This window comes from Planococcus sp. ISL-109, assembly GCF_018613655.1.
Lineage (GTDB): Bacteria > Bacillota > Bacilli > Bacillales_A > Planococcaceae > Planococcus.
This window is the reverse complement of sequence record NZ_JAGGPW010000004.1, coordinates 712,965-730,531: the sequence shown is the minus strand read 5'-3', so window position 1 is coordinate 730,531 and position 17,567 is coordinate 712,965. Positions and strand designations below refer to the sequence as shown.

Sequence of the window (17,567 nt, the reverse complement as noted above, 5' to 3'; positions counted from 1 at the left end):
GTTTGCGCCGGCTCGAAACAGTTTGTATAATAAGTTATAAATATTAAATAGAATGAATTATTATTCAAGTATTTCAATGCATTTGATTTAAGAGAGGGTTGAAAACAGTTGTCATATACACAAACAGAAAAAACCATCAAAGAACAATCATCTTCTGAATACATAAAAGCCGTTCATAAAGAAGTCGAAGACCGGAATTCGGGAGAAGCAGAATTTTTGCAGGCGACTTGGGAAGTCTTCGATTCGTTGCAGCCGGTATTTGAACAGCACCCTGAATATGTGGAACAGGGCATCTTGGAACGCATTTCCGAGCCGGAACGCTTTATTGCGTTTCGTGTAACATGGGAAGATGACGCGGGCAATGTCCATGTCAACCGGGGATATCGTGTTCAATTCAACAGCACGCTCGGACCTTTTAAAGGCGGCCTGCGCTTCCATCCTTCCTTAACGGCAAGTGTCGTCAAATTCCTTGGATTTGAACAAATATTTAAGAACGCATTGACCGGCTTGCCGATCGGCGCCGGTAAAGGCGGCTCTGATTTTGATCCGAAAGGAAAATCCGATCGCGAAATCATGCGTTTCTGCCAAAGTTTCATGACAGAGCTGACACGGCACATCGGTCCGGATATCGATGTTCCAGCAGGGGATATCGGTGTCGGCAAACGGGAAATCGGTTATCTGTTCGGCCAGTATAAGCGTCTTCGCAATGCCTCTGAAGCAGGTGTCTTCACCGGCAAAAATCCGGATAATGGCGGAAGCCTGATCCGCAAGGAAGCGACCGGATATGGAACTGTCTACTTTGTCGAAGAAATGCTGAAAGACCAGGGACATTCGTTTAATGGTAGCAAAGTCATCGTATCAGGTTCGGGAAATGTCTCGATTTATGCAATGGAAAAAGCCGTTGAATTCGGTGCCACGGTTGTCGCGTGCAGTGATTCGGAAGGTTATATCTATGATCCGGATGGCATCAACGTCGAAACGGTTAGGCAATTGAAGGAAGTCGAAAGAAGACGGATTTTCGATTACCTTGAAAGCCATCCGAATGCAAAATACGGCATCGATAGATCGGAAATTTGGCGAATTCCATGCGATATCGCCTTGCCTTGCGCAACACAAAACGAAATCGATAGAGAAAGTGCCCGCGCCTTGGTCGAAAACCGGGTGAAAGCCGTCGGAGAAGGCGCCAATATGCCTTGTACAGAAGAAGCTGTCCGTGTGCTGACGCAAAACGGGGTGTTATTTGCTCCAGCAAAAGCAGCCAATGCAGGTGGCGTAGCGGTTTCTGCGATGGAGATGTCCCAGAACAGCATGCGTTATTCGTGGACAGCCGAAGAAGTGGATGAAAAACTGCTGCAGGTCATGAAGAACATTTACAAGACATGCAACGATACTGCAGAACAATATGGTTCACCGGGCAACTTGATTATCGGAGCCAATATTGCAGGATTTAAAAAAGTTGCTGACGCGATGATCAGCCATGGCTTAAGCTAAGTTGGCTAAGCAGATAAGCGAATAGTAAAGGTTATTATACTGCCGTCCCCGGGATACATTACTTCCGGGGGCATTTTTTTGACTAGTCAATGGTTCTAACTACTACCACTCGAAAAAAAACTTCAAGGACATCGTAATCGTGGAATAAAAGAGCACGGAAATTAAAAAAGTGGGAAAATGGGTTTCTTTCTCACTAGGCAATTCATGTTTGAACACAGTGTAAATCATCGCCCCGGAAACAAGCGAAAAAATAATGGATTTGAAAAGTGGAGTTAGTTCAGTCGTCAATGCAACAGTCCAACCGACAACAATCCCAACAGCCAGTATATAGCGGCCGTATTTATTGTATTCGACCGGAAACTTTCGCCACATATCATGGGCAACCGCCACGAAATGCGGGCCAATCGCGACGCAATAAAACAGTGCCTGAATCGCGGATACTTCGAAAGACAGCACCGAGTACGAGACGAGGGCGTTATAAAGTGCATAGAACGCAATGACTGACCAAAAGGAGGATGTGCGGGAAATATAGTTTCGCTGGATGAAGATCTGAATGCCGACAAATAATACAATACCGAGAAGGCCGATAAAATAGATTTCCGACTCCATCGTAAACCGGCGATAGGGCTCTTGAATATCGGCCTGCTGCTTGTGCAGTGTCGGGAGCAGATAGACAAAAATATACGAAACAGCCAAGCCCCCTGAAAACGAAAACCATTTCATCCGCTTAAGTTTTTCATTAGGGACAAGAACGCTCGCAAAGAAATGAATCAGGATGAATACAATGCCGATCAAGAACGGAATCAATAGCATGACCCAATCCTCCTGTCAGATGTTTATAGGTGGTGAAATATAAAAAAATATTGCTATATTGTATATCATGTCGTATTTAAAAACGATAAAACTGTTGTAGAGGCATTCTTATAACAATGAATGCTGACAGCGTAACGGAATATCCATGCACTATTTTTGTGAAACTTGAATTGTGTTTTACACAAGGGCGCGATTTTCTCAAAAAGACCAATCACAATTAAGGTTAAGGTGCTTGGAATGGTGGTCATTTTTCATTATATTACATTTAATTCCCCTGATTGTTTATTCAGCGCAGTGCCGGGAATCTCAATCGGGCAAGCCGGTAAATATTCTGCATGACAGCCTTTCCGACGGCATAGATAGGAATGACAAGGATCATGCCGATGATTCCGGCAAAACTTCCGCCAATATATAGAAGAAAAATAATCGTTACCGGATGGACTTCTAGTTTATGGCCCATGACGTTTGGAGATATGAGATTGCTCTCCAATTGCTGGATAATGATGATGGCGATGGCAGTCCAGAGTGCCAGAATCGGATCCTGAAAAAATGCCACAATCAGAACAGGCACAGCGCCTATGAAGGGTCCGAGAAACGGAATCAGGTTGGTGAACAACGCAACAAGCGCCAGTATCACCGCATATTGCAAGCCGAGCAGCATATAGGCAATCAGGCTCAGCGCACCGACGAACAGGCTGACAATCGCCTGTCCCTGGATATAGGCGCTCAAGTTTTCATCCATATCCTGCAGGATTTTGCGCCCTTCCTCACGCGAATCATAAGGCAAAATCTTTAGGAACCTGTCAGGCAGGCGCTCGCCATCCTTCAGCAGAAAAAACAGTACGAATGGGACGATGACCAGTTTGGACACCATGCTGAAAAAGCTGCCGATAAAGCTCATAAGACTAGAACCGAAGCCTGCAGAAGTAGCGAAAAAATCATCCATCAATGTGGATGGCTGAAGCGCAGGCATGACGTCCTGTTCTTCGATGTATTGCCACCAGTCACTTTCCAGCGCCATATCGATCCAGTTCTGCACCCGTTCGGCAATGGCCGGGAAATTATTGATAAGGGCCATTATCTGGTTCGCCAATAACGGCCCGAGCCAGCTGCCAAGGAGGAAGATGACGATGGTGAAAATCATGAAAATCGAAAGAATGGCCGTTACGCGACCCGTCCGTTTTTCAAGTAACCGGACGAGTGGCCGGAATATGTAATAGAGGATACCACCAACGATGATCGTCGGTGCGATGGTTGAGAAGATGACGCGAAAAGGATAAAGAAGAAACGGCATGCGAGCCGCCAGATAGATAATGATAAGTATGAGAACAACGCTGTAAAGAAATAGAAACCATCTTGTTTTCGGCATGTGCTGTCCCCCTAGCTTCCGGCTGCTTTTTTTTTGCAGAAACAGCACTTTGTTCCCTTATTACCTATAAGGCATGTCGTTAAACAATTATAGGGATCCGTAGATGTTGTTGCTTTGTAAAAAAGATAAAAACAACCCGAATAGAAATTATGAAAACATGTTCGCTTGTTGAATTAAAAGTTCTTAACAAGCACAATGATAATTTATCAAACAAGTATACGGTAATCTGACACCCCACTTTTATGGAATACAAACCAAATATACTCGTGATTAACCAGCAACTGGGTTTCTTTCTTTTTTTTTGAAGTGAAAACTGGGATATTTCGAGAATTATTGAGTTTTATCTTAATAGTTACATAGAAGGCGTCAGCATCGCTTACTTGAATGACGAAAACTATTATTACTGTGTCTGGAAAAGGTGAGTTTCTGTTGTTTGACGATTTCTAAGCAGGATCTTTCAATTTCAAGTCCCTCTGCACTCTATTCTCTTTGACAACTTAAATATAATCAGGTATATTTGGTTTGTGGTATATTCAAATAATCAAATATTAAAATATATAAGAGAAGAAGGTAGTATTATGCGACAGAAATTCTTTTTGTCCGGTAATTTCAAAGGGTATAACTTGGCGGCTTTTCAAAAAGATTTATTGGCAGGAGTTGTAGTTGGAGTAATAGCCATTCCACTTGGGATGGCTTTTGCGATCGCTTCCGGAGTCAAACCGGAGTATGGGATTTATACCACAATCATCGCCGGGGTTATCATTTCCCTATTTGGCGGGTCTAAATTTCAAATCGGGGGGCCAACTGGTGCCTTCATCCCGATATTATTTGGGATTGTCATGGTCTATGGGTATGAAAATTTATTGATTGCCGGTTTTTTAGCAGGTATCTTTCTCTTATTAATGGGATTTTTCAAGTTGGGAACCCTTATCAAATTCATTCCGAGGTCGGTTACGATTGGCTTCACCTCTGGGATAGCCATCATCATTTTTGTTGGCCAAATCGCTAATTTCTTAGGGTTGGCGGGCGTGGAAAAGAAAGAATCCTTCTTCGAAAACATAATTGAAATCGCCCGTAACATAGATACGATTAATATTTATAGTGTGATAACTGCAGGGATTTGTTTAGTGACGGTGCTGTTAACACCTAAATTGTTCCCTAAAATTCCAGGTCCATTAATCGGGCTCGTTCTCTCGACAGTGATCGCAGCAATTTTCTTTGCAGAGCATGTACCGACCATCGGAAGTACATTTGGCGCCATCCCTAATACTTTGCCGCAATTCGGAATTCCGAATATAACACTTGATAACGTGATACAAATGATCAGGCCGGCACTGGTCATTGCGATACTGGGCGGCATCGAATCCTTATTGTCTGCAGTAGTAGCAGACGGGATGACGAATACGAAACACAATTCCAATAAAGAGCTGATGGGTCAAGGGTTAGCGAATATGATTACCCCTCTTTTTGGTGGGATACCAGCAACAGGCGCGATTGCCAGAACAGCCACTAATATAAAAAATGGAGCCGTCTCTCCATTATCAGGAGTTATCCACAGCTTGGTTGTGTTGCTGATTCTTCTGTTATTTGCTCCTTATGCTTCTAGTATTCCTTTGGCCAGCATGGCCCCGATTTTGATGGTGGTGGCTTGGAATATGAGTGAAAGACATGTGTTTATGTATGTGCTGAAAACAAGAACAGGAGATTCACTTGTTCTGATCGTCACCTTTTTGTTAACGATTTTTGTCGATTTAACTGCAGCAGTTGAGTTTGGGCTTATTCTGGCGATTATTTTGTTTACTAAGCGTATGAGCGAGAATTTGGTGACTGCCAAAGCATTACCTAATTTAGAAAGTAAAAATAAAAAAGTAGAGACAGGCGTGGTAAACGAAGGTCATGATTGCCCGCAGATTGCCATTTTCAACGTTGAAGGCCCCTTGTTTTTTGGTGCAGCCATGACGTTTGAACACACCATTATGAGCGCAATCAATTACAAACCAAAAGTGTTGCTCTTGCGGATGGGGAAGGTCCCTTTTATTGATATCACCGGGGAAGCCAGTTTAGCAAGCATCGTTCGAGACTTTAATAAGCATGGAGTTGTTTTGCTATCCGGTTTGTCCGATCAAACGAAAGTGATGTTACAAAAAACCGGACTGTATGAGACCATTGGCCAGGAAAACATTTTTGAACACACGGGCGAAGCCATCAATTATGCGTTAGAACATTTGGACAGAAATAAATGTTTAGGCTGTAAACACTTCGCTTTCAAGGAATGCACAAAGCTGTCTCAATCGACAACGATAGATCCGAAAGAGTAAAAGCACTTTCAACGAAGTAAATTTTTAAGAGGAAAGGAAATAAATTTATGTTGAATATGGATATGCAGCAATTCAAAGCGGATTTTTTTAAAGCCTTGGCGCATCCCTTGAGAATTAAAATACTTGAAATTTTAGCTGAAGGAGAAAAAAGCGTAAATGAAATCCAAAACATCCTTGGGAGCGAAGGTTCAGCGGTTTCCCAGCAGCTGATGATATTAAGAAATAAAAATATTGTTTCGGGCACCAAAGAAGGAAACCGTGTCATTTATTCGTTAAGAGACCCGATGATCATCGAATTGCTCCAAGTTGCTCGGCAAATTTTTAATAATCATCTTGTTAGCACCATTTCGATGTTTGATAAGTTACAGGAAAAAGAAGAAATAGAAGATAAAAAAAGAAATGTTGAAGAGTAAAGATGGCTATTATTATTTACTAACTTAATTGATCCATCTAGCAGTAAGGCTTTGATAAGTATGGGAAACAAGAGAGGGAGTTTGGACTTTCGGCCATCACGATAGGATTTATTATGTGCTTAATGATGGTCGTCGGTTTTTTTGTATATTACCTAGTAGGCATTTGAACATCTAATGAAATTTCATTGCATGATTAATGCCTTTCGTCACTTTCCTCAGTTGTCATTTCCCAAAATGAATTTGTCCCGCTGATTACGCATCCTTTAGTCTGTTTGATCATATGGTGAGTAAGTCATCCTATATATCTGAGTTGAATATATTTATAGTCTGAATTTTCAGTGTATAATTCAATTTAAGATGCTATAATGAAGTTGTATCTATTGAATTATAATTTCGCTCAGCTAATTAGACTAAAAGAGATGGAGGGATTCCAATGAATGGGAAAAAAATCAGTGTGATTATTTTTGCATTTGTGTTAGTCCTTGTATTGGGTGCCTGTAATCAAACAGGTGAAGAAACTGAAGGCACTGAAGAAACTGAAGAAACCGAAGAAAGTTCTCAAGTTACGTATGAGAGTCACGTAGAAGGGATTATAGAACAAAGTTGCATTAGTTGTCATGGGGGCGATTCACCTTCTTTAATGGAGTTTAAAGAAGACCCAGACACTTATATTGCCCAGTCACAGGGGCCAAGACTTGATAACTACGAAGATTTGGTCGTCTTAGTCAATGGCGATGATGCGGGTGCATTAATGCGTAGACTCGATGACGGTTCAAATACAGAGGACGGAGAACCGGGCAATATGTATGTCAACCTAGGCAGTACGGAAGAAGAAAGACAAGAAGAACTTGCCATCATTAAAGAATGGGTCGGGAGTTGGAGTTTAAAACGCTCTGATGAACTGACGGAAGAAGAACGAGCAGAAATCACTGCAGTTCGAGAGTAGTTCCATTTCAAGCTTTATCCTCCAATTTCACTGCATTTCAGGGAGCTTTTTTAGCTCCCTTTTTTACGTTCTTAATTAATGAATAATTGAAAACTCTAAGGCTATTATCAATGCTAACACTACCAAGAAGGGACCAATTATTATGATTGGTCTTTTTAAATACCTGTCTTTCTTTATTGGCCATAAATATAAGAACAGTCCAGGCAATTTATGGTGGTTAAGGAGGGCAACAAGCAGCAGAAAATTAACCGAGGCAAATATGAAGTTCCGATTAAAGTACATTTTCAAACCGAAATAATATTTCTTAATACCAGCTTAACGTTGGCTTCATAAAAGAGCTCTATGCTTATTGGGAGTCTTACATATACATACAAAAAGGCCGATTTAAAATTTGAGGGGGAAATGATATGAAAAAAACATTTTGGAGTTCGGCGTCATTGTGTCTGGCAGTGTTTTTAGCAGGTTGCGGCAGTGAAGAAAGTGGAACGGAAATGGAATCTGAAGAAGCCGGAGCCGGTGTTTCCGGTGCTTTGGATTTCTATACGTCCCAGCCGGATGCGGATGCACAAGCTTTAGTGGATGCCTTTAAAGAACAGAACCCGGAAATCGATATCAGCATTTTCCGCTCTGGCACTGAAGAAGTCGTATCGAAAATCCAGGCGGAAAACCAGGGAGGCAATATCCAGGCGGATGTTCTGCTGGTTGCCGATTCAGTGACCTTTGAGAATTTCAAGGCGGAAGGGTTGCTGTTAGCCTATGAATCACCTGAAGCAGAATCGATTGATGAAGCATTCGTCGATCCAGACGGCACTTATTCAGGCACCAAAATCATGGCGACCGGCCTGGTCGTCAATACCAATGAAGTGACAGAGCTTCCAACGAGCTGGAACGCCTTAACTGATGAAGCGACGAGCGGTCAGGCCGTCATGCCGAGTCCGCTTTATTCCGGTGCAGCCGCCTATAACCTCGGTGTGATAACTCGCCAGGAAGGCATGGGCTGGGAGTTTTACGAAGCGTTACGCGCCAATGACATCACCATCACCCAAGGCAACGGGGCTGTGTTGGAAAGCGTCGCGACCGGTGACAAAAATTACGGTATGATCGTCGATTTTCTAGTGGCGCGTGCGAAAAGTGAAGGGTCTCCGGTTGAATTAGTTTATCCGGAAGAAGGCGTTCCGGTCATCACTGAGCCAGTTGGTATCATGGCGAATACGGAAAACGAAGAAGCATCTAAGGCATTTGTTGATTTCATCTTGTCAGAAGAAGGCCAGCAATTGGCTTCTGAGCAGGGCTATACACCGATTAGGGAGGGGCTAGAAGCACCTGAGGGCTTGAAGACATTGGATGAAATGACCATTATGGATGCACAAGCGGTTGAGTTATTGGAAACGCGTGAAGAAGACAAAGCTGAATTCGGCCAGATTTTCGGCCAGTAATCAGTAGCTTGAATTTCGATGTGAGGAGTTACGGATATGACAGTAAAACAGCCAATGGTTGAAGAGAGAAAGAAGAGGGATTCCTCTTTTTCTCTCTTTTTTCAAAATAAGAATCTGTATAAAGTGATTGGCCTGTTAGCCGTTTTTGCGTTTTTCCTGCTGCCGGTGCTGCGGCTCGTCTGGCTGAGTTTTGTTGATGACGGCTCCCTGACGCTGCAGTATTACACGGAAGTGCTGAGGGAACCTGCGACTTGGAAGACGGTGCAGAACACTTTGATAATCGTAGCGGGTTCGACGATCTTGGCATTGGTGCTGGGGGTTCTGTTTTCCTGGATTGTAGCTTATGTCCAGCTGAGCGGAAAACGGACCATGCAGCTCTTTATCTTCCTGCCATTCATCATTCCTTCCTATATTACGACATTGGCCTGGACGCAATTTTTCAGCGCATCTGGTCCGGTGACAGCGGTGCTGTCCTTTCTGCCGGGAAGTCTAGAAGCGCCGAACCTATACAGCATTGGCGGAATCATCCTGCTGCTCGGGATTTCGCATTATCCGCTGGTGTATTTGTTTACGGTTAACGTTTTCCGGAAAATTCCTCGTGAACTGGAAGAGGCCGCTGCGACAAGCGGGCTGTCTAAAAAGCGGGCGTTCCGGAAAGTGGTGCTGCCATTGGCGCTGCCCGGTATTGCCAGCGGTGGGCTGATCGCGTTTCTGTCAAATCTGGATAATTTCGGGATTCCGGCATTTCTCGGGACTCCAGCCAATATAAGGGTTTTGAGCACCTATATTTACGAGCAGGTAGTCGGATTCGGTCCTTCTGCGTTTTCTCGGGCAGCCGTGCTGTCGGTCATTCTCGGGATCATTGCATTACTGGGGACAGTACTGCAATGGTTCCTGCTGCGCCGCAGCCGCGTCAATGAAACGAATAGAAGCGATTCGACGCCGCGCATCTATTTATCTGCCGGCAAACAAAAGCTGTTGGAGGCGTCACTGTGGATTTTCCTATTGGTAACGAGCTTGATGCCGCTGATCACAATGGGCGCTTTGTCGCTCATCTCAGCTTATGGGGTTCCCTTCAATCTGGAGAATCTGTCTCTGCGGAATTACGAATACGTCTTTTTGACGGATTCCAAGCCCATTTCGGCTTTAACGAACAGCCTGCAGCTGGCCTTTTTCACCATGCTAGTCTGTCTGGTGCTCGGGACGGCGATGGCGTATTTGCGCTTTAAGTATCCGGACTGGAGTACGAAAGCCGCAGAGCTGTTCATGACCATTCCGTTTGCGCTTCCGGGTACGGTATTTGCGTTGTGCATGATCTTCATGTGGCTGGAGCCGGTTCCGGGATGGAATCCGGGCATTTACGGCACAGTGTGGATATTATTCATTGCGTATGCCACTCGTTTCTTGGTGCTGCAGGTCAGAGGGAGCTATACGGCATTTCTGCAAATCGACCCATCGATGGAAGAAGCAGCGCGGACTTCTGGCGCTGCCGGCTGGGTCAAATGGCGACGGATTTTACTGCCGCTGCTGTTTCCGGGCATTCTCAGCGGTGCGCTGCTGGTGTTCTTGATGGCACTCACTGAATTGACGGTTTCTAGCCTATTGTGGTCTTCCGGTTCTGAGACGATCGGCGTCGTCATTTTCGGTTACGAACAGGCAGGCTATTCCACTTACTCTACCGCATTTTCAACGGTGCTCGTGCTGGGCATCCTGCTCAGCGGTGGACTATTTATGTTGCTTGGCAAGCTTTGGGACAGAAAGGTGCTGAAAAACAAATGATCAAAGTGAACAATCTATCGAAAAAATACGGTTCGTTTACCGCGCTGCACTCAATCAATCTGGAAATCGGCAACGGGGAATTTATTGCCGTGCTGGGTCCTTCCGGATGCGGCAAAACGACCTTGCTGAAGCTGCTGGCAGGCTTTATGGGACCGACGGAAGGAACCATCGCTATGGACGGCACAGTTCTGGCATCGACCAAGCGCGTCCTGCCGCCTGAAAAGCGCAACATTGGCATGGTGTTTCAGTCGTTTGCCCTATGGCCGCACATGACTGTTGGAGAACACGTCAAATTTCCGTTGAGCTACCATCCTAATAAAATCAAAGAAGGCAAGAGAGAGCTGCAGAATCGAATCGATGATGTGCTGAAGCTTGTCGGATTGAATGCCTTGGCTGAACGCTATCCGTCAGAACTGTCGGGCGGCCAGAAGCAACGTGTTGCGCTGGCCAGGGCCATCGCGCCATTGCCGAATCTGCTGTTGATGGACGAGCCGCTTAGTGCGTTGGATGTCGAACTGCGGATGGAGATGCGCAAGGAGATTCAAAAGCTGCACCGGGAAACCAAAGCTTCCATCGTTTTTGTCACGCATGATCAGGGCGAAGCGTTAGCCATCGCTGATAAGATTGTCGTCATGAACCAGGGGCGCATTGAACAGATAGCGCCGCCGGAAATTCTATATACACGCCCGGAAACGGAATTTGTGGCGACCTTTGTCGGCAAATGCAATCTGGTGCAAGGACAATGGCAGAATGGCCGATTTGTTCCGGCCATCGATCCGAAGAATGTCTGGCCGGATCTCGGTGTGGCGAACACCTTCAAGGAAAGCGGCATTTATCCGGTACGACCGGAGCAATTTCTGCTGATGCCGGCAGAAAGCGATGGCTTGCAGGGGATTGTGTCCTTTGTCCAATACCAGGGCCACGAAATCCACTATACGATCGAAGTCGGCGAAGAAACCTGGACCATCCATGAATCAGTATTTGCGTCGCGCTTCAATATAGGCGACTTTGTCAGCATTTCTTTGAAGGCTCCGACGATTCACTGGGAAGAAACTTAATTATTAATGTAAGTAAGAGGAGGAATTATTATCGCCGAAGACAAGGAAATCATAATATTGGACGAATTAATGCAGCAAATCACTTCAAAAAAGTTCAAATATGGCGAAAAACTTCCCTCCGAAAATGAGCTTGCCGATAAATTCGGGGTGCCTCGGATGACTGTCCGTAATGCTCTGTTAAAACTGGAAGAACGGGGCTATATCTATTCAAAGCAAGGCAAAGGCAGGTATTTAAAAGAAGAATCGATACAAATCCAGTTGCATCTGACAGCTAAAAAAAGTTTTACTGAAAAAATGGAGCTCGCAGGCTATAACTTGGAAACACAAAATATTAGCTGCGAAAAAATCAGTTATGATGAACAAATTTATAAGGCTTTGAATGTGAATGAAAATGAAGACGTTTTTAGAGTTTCGCGTCTCCGACTAATAAACGGAGAGCCCATTGCTATCCATAATTCATACGTCAGCCAAGTGATGTTTCCAGCTATTGAGGAAGAAGGCAGTCAAATCCGTTCGATGTTCGCCTATTATCGCAAGCTGGGATATACCGAATTTGCAAGTCGCCAGTCTCTTTTGAGCATTACTTTCCCAACTTTAAAAGAACAACAGCTCCTGTCCTGTAAAAGTCTAGTGCCGCTCATAATCGTAGAAAGTGATTGTGTCGATGCCAAGGAAGGGAAATTATTGGAACACACAAAAATCTTATACCGCAGCGATAAATTCAAATACGACGTCACAATGGATTAGGCCCTGCAGGCGACAGAGAAATTTCTGTCGCCTGTTTTTTTATTTCTTTAAGTTGCGAAGCTGATTTACATAAGCTTTACTAAAGCTTAAAACTCAGCAACTTGGCGACAAGTTACGATGAACTTGTATCGAAGGAGGCAGTGAATATGAAAAGACGCAAAAGAACTGAAATTATGATTCAAGGGAATGAATGTCTAGCCCGAGAATTAGCGGAATCGATTACTCAAAAATACGAATGCCTGGAAATTAGTGCTCCGCAGTATGGCATGACGATGATTAAAATGAGGGAATCTGCGAAAAACTCATTATTTTACCTAGGTGAAGTTCTCATCACCGAAACAAAAGTGGAAATTGAAGGCCGTATCGGGATCGGGATCGTCACGGGCATGAAAGAAGATCTTTCACGAAACCTTGCCATTGTCGATGCTGCTTATAAAGCACAGTTGCCTGAAACAGCTGCGTGGCAACAGCCGTTGTTGGACATGGAACAAGAGATTGCTCGGGCAAGAGTGCGTGAGCAGACACAACTGTTTGAAACAAAAGTAAGTTTTGAAACCATGAAAGTTTAGGCCAACCAAACTACTATTTCAGGAGAGATAAAATGGCGATTGATCAAATACATGATTTGCAGCAAGTCTACCGAAAAATCTTGCACAGCATGTCGCGACCGGGAACCCTCTCTAGTCTCGAGAAGGAGGCGAAAGAGCTAGACTATGAGCAACCTTGCAAAAAAGCAACGATGCTGTGTGCGATGACATTGTTGGATGCTGAAGTCACGTTTCATATTCTGGCGGAAAATGGACGGCTGATTGAGAGAATATCGGAATATACCTCAGCCAAATACGCACCCATTGAAGAGGCGGATTTTATCATCATTTTAGAAAGCGACAGCAAACAAGCAGTTTCTCAGGCGATGCAGCTATGCAAAATAGGCAATCTCATCGATCCCCAGCTTTCATCCACGTGGATTATTGAAAGCAATCGGCATACTGAAACAGGAAATTTGATGTTGTCGGGACCGGGAATCGAACATCATGCCCATCTCCAAACCGGGATGCCAGATGTCTTTTGGCAATCCCGCCGCAGCCGGATTAAAGAATATCCGATGGGTATAGACTTGATTTTTGTGGACGATAATCTAAATGTCGCTTGCATTCCCCGTACGACTTCAGTAACAGAGACGGAGGTGGAGTAAATGGGTTATGTACCTGTAAAAGGCGGCACCCGTGCAATTGAAGCATCTACTCAACGCCTGAAATACGAACGCTTGAAGGACGAAGAGATAGTGGAGATCAAAACCATTCTGTCTTCCATGCGCGGCATGATTGATCAAGTCATGTCAGAAGCGAGCCTGTATTCGCCCGAACTGGCTGCGCTCGCCATTAAACAGGCAACAGGCAGTATGGAGGAAGCTGTATTTTTGATGCGCGCGCACCGTTCGACTTTGCCGCGCCAATATTACAGCCAGACAGTCGAAGCAGAAACAATGTTTGTTGAAAGAAGAATTTCTGCGAGTTTCAAGGACATCCCAGGAGGACAGCTTCTCGGTGCAACATATGACTATACGCACCGATTGCTGGATTTTGATTTGCTGGAAGAACAGCCGAATTCTGTCCAAAGCTGGTTGGCCGAGTACAAAAAACAGTTTAAGAACGTTGAAACAGCTCAGGAACTGGTTTATTTCCCCAAAGTGGTCGACTATCTCCGTCAAGAAGGCTTGTTTGAAACACATGAAAAAAACAACGCCGTACCGAATGATGTCACCAAAAAGAGCTTGCAATTTCCATCCAGCCGCAGCGCCAGGCTGCAAATTTTGACTCGCGGTCAGACCGGCGCAGTCACATCACTCGGCTATGCTTCACTTCGTGGGTACGGCCAGGTTCATCCGACAGTCGGAGAAGTACGCGTCGGCAGGATTCCGATTTACTTGGAATATCCGAACGCAGTGGAACAGGACAGTGACGACGAATTTTATATCGGCGAAATCCGTGTCACGGAAGTGGAATCGTTTGTGCCGGTAAAAGTGAAAAATGACAACAATGAAGATGAATTGGATTTTGAGATTGGCTACGGTGCCTGTTACGGGCAAAACGAAACCAAGGCCATTGCAATGAGCATCCTGGATCAATGCCTGGAACATACCGATGTGGATTTTCCGACCCATGACGAAGAATTCGTCTTGCTTCATATCGATTCGGTAGAATCCACCGGGTTTATCTCCCACTTGAAAATGCCGCATTACGTAACGTTCCAATCCAAGCTGGACAGTATCCGGCAGGTGAAAAAAGGAGTGCAGCCGATTGAAAGCTAATACACATTTCGCCTTTTTTGATGAAGGCTCAAAAAAAGAAATCCGACGCGCCACACTGAAAGCCGTGGCAATACCCGGTTATCAAGTGCCATTCGCTTCAAGAGAAATGCCCATTGCCCGTGGATGGGGAACAGGTGGCCTTCAACTGACCTTATCGTTGATTGGGAAACAGGACGTGCTAAAAGTAATTGACCAAGGAGCAGATGAATCGGTCAATGCCGTCAGCATCAAAAAACTGGTACAGAAAACGACAGGAATCAAAGTAACTGAGCAGACAGAAAAAGCCGACTTGATCCAATCCCGCCACCGCATACCGGAAGTCCCGTTAACGAAAGACCAGATTCTGGTGCTCCAAGTTCCGATGCCGGAACCCCTTCGCGCAGTGGAAGCCAGAGAATATATGACAAAACGCATGCATTCGGAAGATGATTACAGCGGCGTGTGGCTAATGCTGTTCGAACAGATCATGAAGTATGGAAAAACCGCAACTGCGGCAGATCATCCCGTATACGTCAACGGGCGCTATGTAATGGCACCGAGCCCGATTCCGCGCTTTGACAATCCGAAAATGCATCAATCGGAAGCGCTGATTCTTCTTGGCGCTGGGCGAGAGAAAAAAATTTATGCCGTCCCTCCGCATACAGATGTTGCCTCGCTCGCTTTCGAAGATTATCCATTCCAAAAAGAATCTTTTGAAGGCATACACTGCCATCTTTGCGGAGCGGAAGGGGTGTTTATGGATGAACTGGTGGACCAGGAGACGGGCAAGACCACCCATCAATGCAATGATACCAGTTTCTGCATGGAGCAGCTGAACAAACAGCAAAAGGCGGAGGTGGCAAGCGTCTATGGATGAAACACCGATTTTACAAGTCCGAAATTTGCATAAACAATTCGGTCCAGGTTGTTCTCATTGCACTGATTTGGATGCGGATCATTTAGAAAAAAACTTCTGTACATCTTGCGGCACTGTATACGCAGTTCGGGATGTGTCACTTGATTTATATGCCGGTGAAATCCTCGGAGTTGTGGGAGAAAGCGGCAGCGGCAAGTCGACTTTGATGCAATGCCTTTATTTCGATACCGACGTAACGGCAGGAGCGGCAAGCATCAATGTGCCGCATCTTGCCGGTGAAAATGTCTTTGGCTTATCTTCCCAACAAAAGCGTGCCATTCGCAACCATGATTTCGGCATGGTGTACCAAAATCCGATTCATGGGCTGAAAATGGACTTTTCCTCTATTGGGAATATTGCTGAAAAATTGATCGCTGCCGGCAGCCGCCGTGTCGATGAAATGGAAGCAACAGGCAAGAGGCTATTGGAAAACGTCCAGATCCCCCTCCATCGCATGAAAGAAGAACCGCGCAATTTCTCTGGCGGCATGCAGCAGCGCGTGCAGATCGCAAAGGCTTTATCGAACAATCCCCCGATCCTATTTTTGGATGAAGTCACCACGGGACTCGATTTGTCGGTCCAGGCGAATGTTTTGGACCTGATTAAGAAAATCCAGCGCGACCTGGGAATCAGCATGGTGGTCGTATCGCATGATTTGGCAGTGATTCGTATGCTTGCGGATCGCACAGTTGTCATGCTGAATGGCGAAATCATCGAACAAGGGTTGACAGACCAAGTGTTGGAAGACCCTCAGCATCACTATACGCAGCAATTGGTCTATTCATTACTTTAGGAGGTTCGGTGCTTTGTATATTATCCATAATGGGAAAGTCATAACGGAAACTGCTATTTTAGAAGGCCACGCCGTCATTATTGAAGGTGAAACGATTCAACAAATCATTCTCGAACAGCAAGTCGTGAATTATCCCGATGCGCAATTGATTGATGCAAGCGGAGGTTTTATTTCTCCGGGTTTTATCGATATCCACTCAGACTATATTGAAACGATTGCATCTCCACGTCCGACTAGCATGATGGATTTTGACATCAGCCTGCGGGAAGCGGAAAAAATTCTGATCAGCCACGGCATCACGACAATGTTTCATTCCCTGTCGTTTTACAAGGAAGATGCATTTTCCCATAAACCGATGCGCAATCCGAATAATATTCAACGCATGGTGGACGCCATCGACGCAACACACAACCGTCTGCACCTGATCCGCCACCGCCTCCATGCACGGTTTGAAATCGACAATATCGGCGAAGTCGGCCAGCTCGTAAGAAATATCGAAGAAGGCAAAGTCCATTTGCTGTCATTCATGGACCATACACCGGGGCAAGGCCAATACCGCAATCTAGAAGTCTATCGCGAAACATTAAAAGGCTACCGTAATATTTCCGATGCAGATGTCAATGTCCTGATTGCGGAGCGCCAGAGTACGGAATTTCTGACAACTGAAAAAATCAAGGAAGTGGCAGACATCGCGTTGGCCAGAGGGATAGCCGTTGCGTCCCATGATGACGACGATTGCAAGAAACTGGATTTGGTAAAAAGCTTTGGCACCACAATCAGCGAATTTCCGATCACACTTGAAGTGGCGACGAAAGCGAAACAGTTGGGGCTATATACCATAGCTGGTGCGCCTAATGTCATGCTTGGCGGATCCCATTCTGGAAACTTGTCAGCTGCTGAAGCGATTGGACTTGGCTGTATGGACATTCTTTGTAGTGATTATTACCCGGCTGCTTTGCTCCATGCTATTTTTGATCTCCATGAGAAATATGGCAACGACTTGCATGCCATGTTCATGATGGTGACCTTGAATCCGGCAAAAGCGGTTCAGTTGGACCATGAATTGGGTTCCATCCGTGCTGGCAAAAAAGCGGACATTCTCGTAATTGAACGGATGGAAGATGGCTACCCCATGCTGACCGCTACTATGGTCAATGGGACTTTGATCACGACCACCAATTACCGTGTGAAATAATTC

At 45.2% G+C, this 17,567-nt stretch carries 16 protein-coding genes; 14 read left to right on the top strand and 2 right to left on the bottom strand.

What is annotated here, in order from left to right; translation table 11 throughout:
* Positions 1–135: 135 nt before the first annotated feature.
* The gene (gdhA, locus tag J7E21_RS05480) at positions 136–1,491 is read left to right on the top strand and encodes an NADP-specific glutamate dehydrogenase (RefSeq protein ID WP_483313485.1); all 1,356 of its coding nucleotides are present in this window, start codon (positions 136–138) and stop codon (positions 1,489–1,491) included.
* A gap of 102 nt (positions 1,492–1,593) precedes the next feature.
* Here the strand turns inward: gdhA and J7E21_RS05475 are convergent, their stop codons facing one another.
* Together J7E21_RS05475 and J7E21_RS05470 are read right to left on the bottom strand one after the other, a co-directional pair.
* Complete coding sequence (locus J7E21_RS05475) at positions 1,594–2,304, bottom strand: hypothetical protein (protein ID WP_215105457.1); 711 nt, start codon at positions 2,302–2,304, stop codon at positions 1,594–1,596.
* Positions 2,305–2,590: 286 nt separating this feature from the next.
* A complete protein-coding gene (locus J7E21_RS05470; protein WP_215105456.1) occupies positions 2,591–3,673 on the bottom strand; it encodes an AI-2E family transporter in 1,083 nt (360 codons plus the stop codon).
* A 578-nt stretch (positions 3,674–4,251) separates the two neighbouring features.
* Between J7E21_RS05470 and J7E21_RS05465 the strand changes: the two genes are divergently transcribed.
* The 13 genes from J7E21_RS05465 to phnM all read left to right on the top strand — a co-directional run bounded on the left by J7E21_RS05465 (position 4,252) and on the right by phnM (position 17,564).
* On the top strand, positions 4,252–5,991 hold the full coding sequence (locus J7E21_RS05465) for a SulP family inorganic anion transporter (RefSeq protein WP_215105455.1): 1,740 nt from the start codon (positions 4,252–4,254) through the stop codon (positions 5,989–5,991).
* Between the two features lie 50 nt (positions 5,992–6,041).
* A complete protein-coding gene (locus J7E21_RS05460; protein WP_215106139.1) occupies positions 6,042–6,404 on the top strand; it encodes an ArsR/SmtB family transcription factor in 363 nt (120 codons plus the stop codon).
* Between the two features lie 433 nt (positions 6,405–6,837).
* Complete coding sequence (locus tag J7E21_RS05455; RefSeq protein WP_215105453.1) at positions 6,838–7,350, top strand: hypothetical protein; 513 nt, start codon at positions 6,838–6,840, stop codon at positions 7,348–7,350.
* A 407-nt stretch (positions 7,351–7,757) separates the two neighbouring features.
* A complete protein-coding gene (locus J7E21_RS05450; protein WP_215105451.1) occupies positions 7,758–8,786 on the top strand; it encodes an ABC transporter substrate-binding protein in 1,029 nt (342 codons plus the stop codon).
* Between the two features lie 36 nt (positions 8,787–8,822).
* Positions 8,823–10,565 (top strand): ABC transporter permease, encoded by a 1,743-nt coding sequence (locus J7E21_RS05445; RefSeq protein WP_215105449.1) that lies wholly within the window; start codon positions 8,823–8,825, stop codon positions 10,563–10,565.
* Entirely contained in the window at positions 10,562–11,623 is a 1,062-nt protein-coding gene (locus J7E21_RS05440; RefSeq protein WP_215105447.1) for an ABC transporter ATP-binding protein, read from the top strand. The genes J7E21_RS05445 and J7E21_RS05440 overlap by 4 nt, the downstream gene beginning before the upstream one ends.
* A 57-nt stretch (positions 11,624–11,680) precedes the next feature.
* Positions 11,681–12,370: a GntR family transcriptional regulator gene (locus J7E21_RS05435; protein WP_251047791.1), complete on the top strand. Its 690-nt coding sequence runs from the start codon at positions 11,681–11,683 to the stop codon at positions 12,368–12,370.
* Between the two features lie 146 nt (positions 12,371–12,516).
* On the top strand, positions 12,517–12,939 hold the full coding sequence (phnG, locus tag J7E21_RS05430; RefSeq protein WP_215105444.1) for a phosphonate C-P lyase system protein PhnG: 423 nt from the start codon (positions 12,517–12,519) through the stop codon (positions 12,937–12,939).
* 32 nt (positions 12,940–12,971) lie between these two features.
* The gene (gene phnH, locus J7E21_RS05425) at positions 12,972–13,565 is read left to right on the top strand and encodes a phosphonate C-P lyase system protein PhnH (RefSeq protein WP_215105443.1); all 594 of its coding nucleotides are present in this window, start codon (positions 12,972–12,974) and stop codon (positions 13,563–13,565) included.
* Entirely contained in the window at positions 13,566–14,681 is a 1,116-nt protein-coding gene (locus tag J7E21_RS05420; RefSeq protein WP_215105442.1) for a carbon-phosphorus lyase complex subunit PhnI, read from the top strand. It begins immediately after the preceding gene.
* The gene (locus J7E21_RS05415) at positions 14,671–15,537 is read left to right on the top strand and encodes an alpha-D-ribose 1-methylphosphonate 5-phosphate C-P-lyase PhnJ (RefSeq protein ID WP_215105441.1); all 867 of its coding nucleotides are present in this window, start codon (positions 14,671–14,673) and stop codon (positions 15,535–15,537) included. The genes J7E21_RS05420 and J7E21_RS05415 overlap by 11 nt, the downstream gene beginning before the upstream one ends.
* Positions 15,530–16,369 (top strand): ATP-binding cassette domain-containing protein, encoded by an 840-nt coding sequence (locus J7E21_RS05410; protein ID WP_215105440.1) that lies wholly within the window; start codon positions 15,530–15,532, stop codon positions 16,367–16,369. Before J7E21_RS05415 ends, J7E21_RS05410 begins: the two co-directional genes overlap by 8 nt.
* A gap of 13 nt (positions 16,370–16,382) precedes the next feature.
* Complete coding sequence (gene phnM, locus J7E21_RS05405; RefSeq protein WP_215105439.1) at positions 16,383–17,564, top strand: phosphonate metabolism protein PhnM; 1,182 nt, start codon at positions 16,383–16,385, stop codon at positions 17,562–17,564.
* Positions 17,565–17,567: the final 3 nt, after the last annotated feature.

Coding starts and splice junctions, on each gene's coding strand:
- J7E21_RS05475 (WP_215105457.1), bottom strand. CDS start 2,304: ATGCTATTGATTCCGTTCTTGATCGGCATTGTATTCATCCTGATTCAT.
- J7E21_RS05470 (WP_215105456.1), bottom strand. CDS start 3,673: ATGCCGAAAACAAGATGGTTTCTATTTCTTTACAGCGTTGTTCTCATA.
- J7E21_RS05465 (WP_215105455.1), top strand. CDS start 4,252: ATGCGACAGAAATTCTTTTTGTCCGGTAATTTCAAAGGGTATAACTTG.
- J7E21_RS05455 (WP_215105453.1), top strand. CDS start 6,838: ATGAATGGGAAAAAAATCAGTGTGATTATTTTTGCATTTGTGTTAGTC.
- J7E21_RS05450 (WP_215105451.1), top strand. CDS start 7,758: ATGAAAAAAACATTTTGGAGTTCGGCGTCATTGTGTCTGGCAGTGTTT.
- J7E21_RS05445 (WP_215105449.1), top strand. CDS start 8,823: ATGACAGTAAAACAGCCAATGGTTGAAGAGAGAAAGAAGAGGGATTCC.
- J7E21_RS05440 (WP_215105447.1), top strand. CDS start 10,562: ATGATCAAAGTGAACAATCTATCGAAAAAATACGGTTCGTTTACCGCG.
- phnG (WP_215105444.1), top strand. CDS start 12,517: ATGAAAAGACGCAAAAGAACTGAAATTATGATTCAAGGGAATGAATGT.
- phnH (WP_215105443.1), top strand. CDS start 12,972: ATGGCGATTGATCAAATACATGATTTGCAGCAAGTCTACCGAAAAATC.
- J7E21_RS05420 (WP_215105442.1), top strand. CDS start 13,566: ATGGGTTATGTACCTGTAAAAGGCGGCACCCGTGCAATTGAAGCATCT.
- J7E21_RS05410 (WP_215105440.1), top strand. CDS start 15,530: ATGGATGAAACACCGATTTTACAAGTCCGAAATTTGCATAAACAATTC.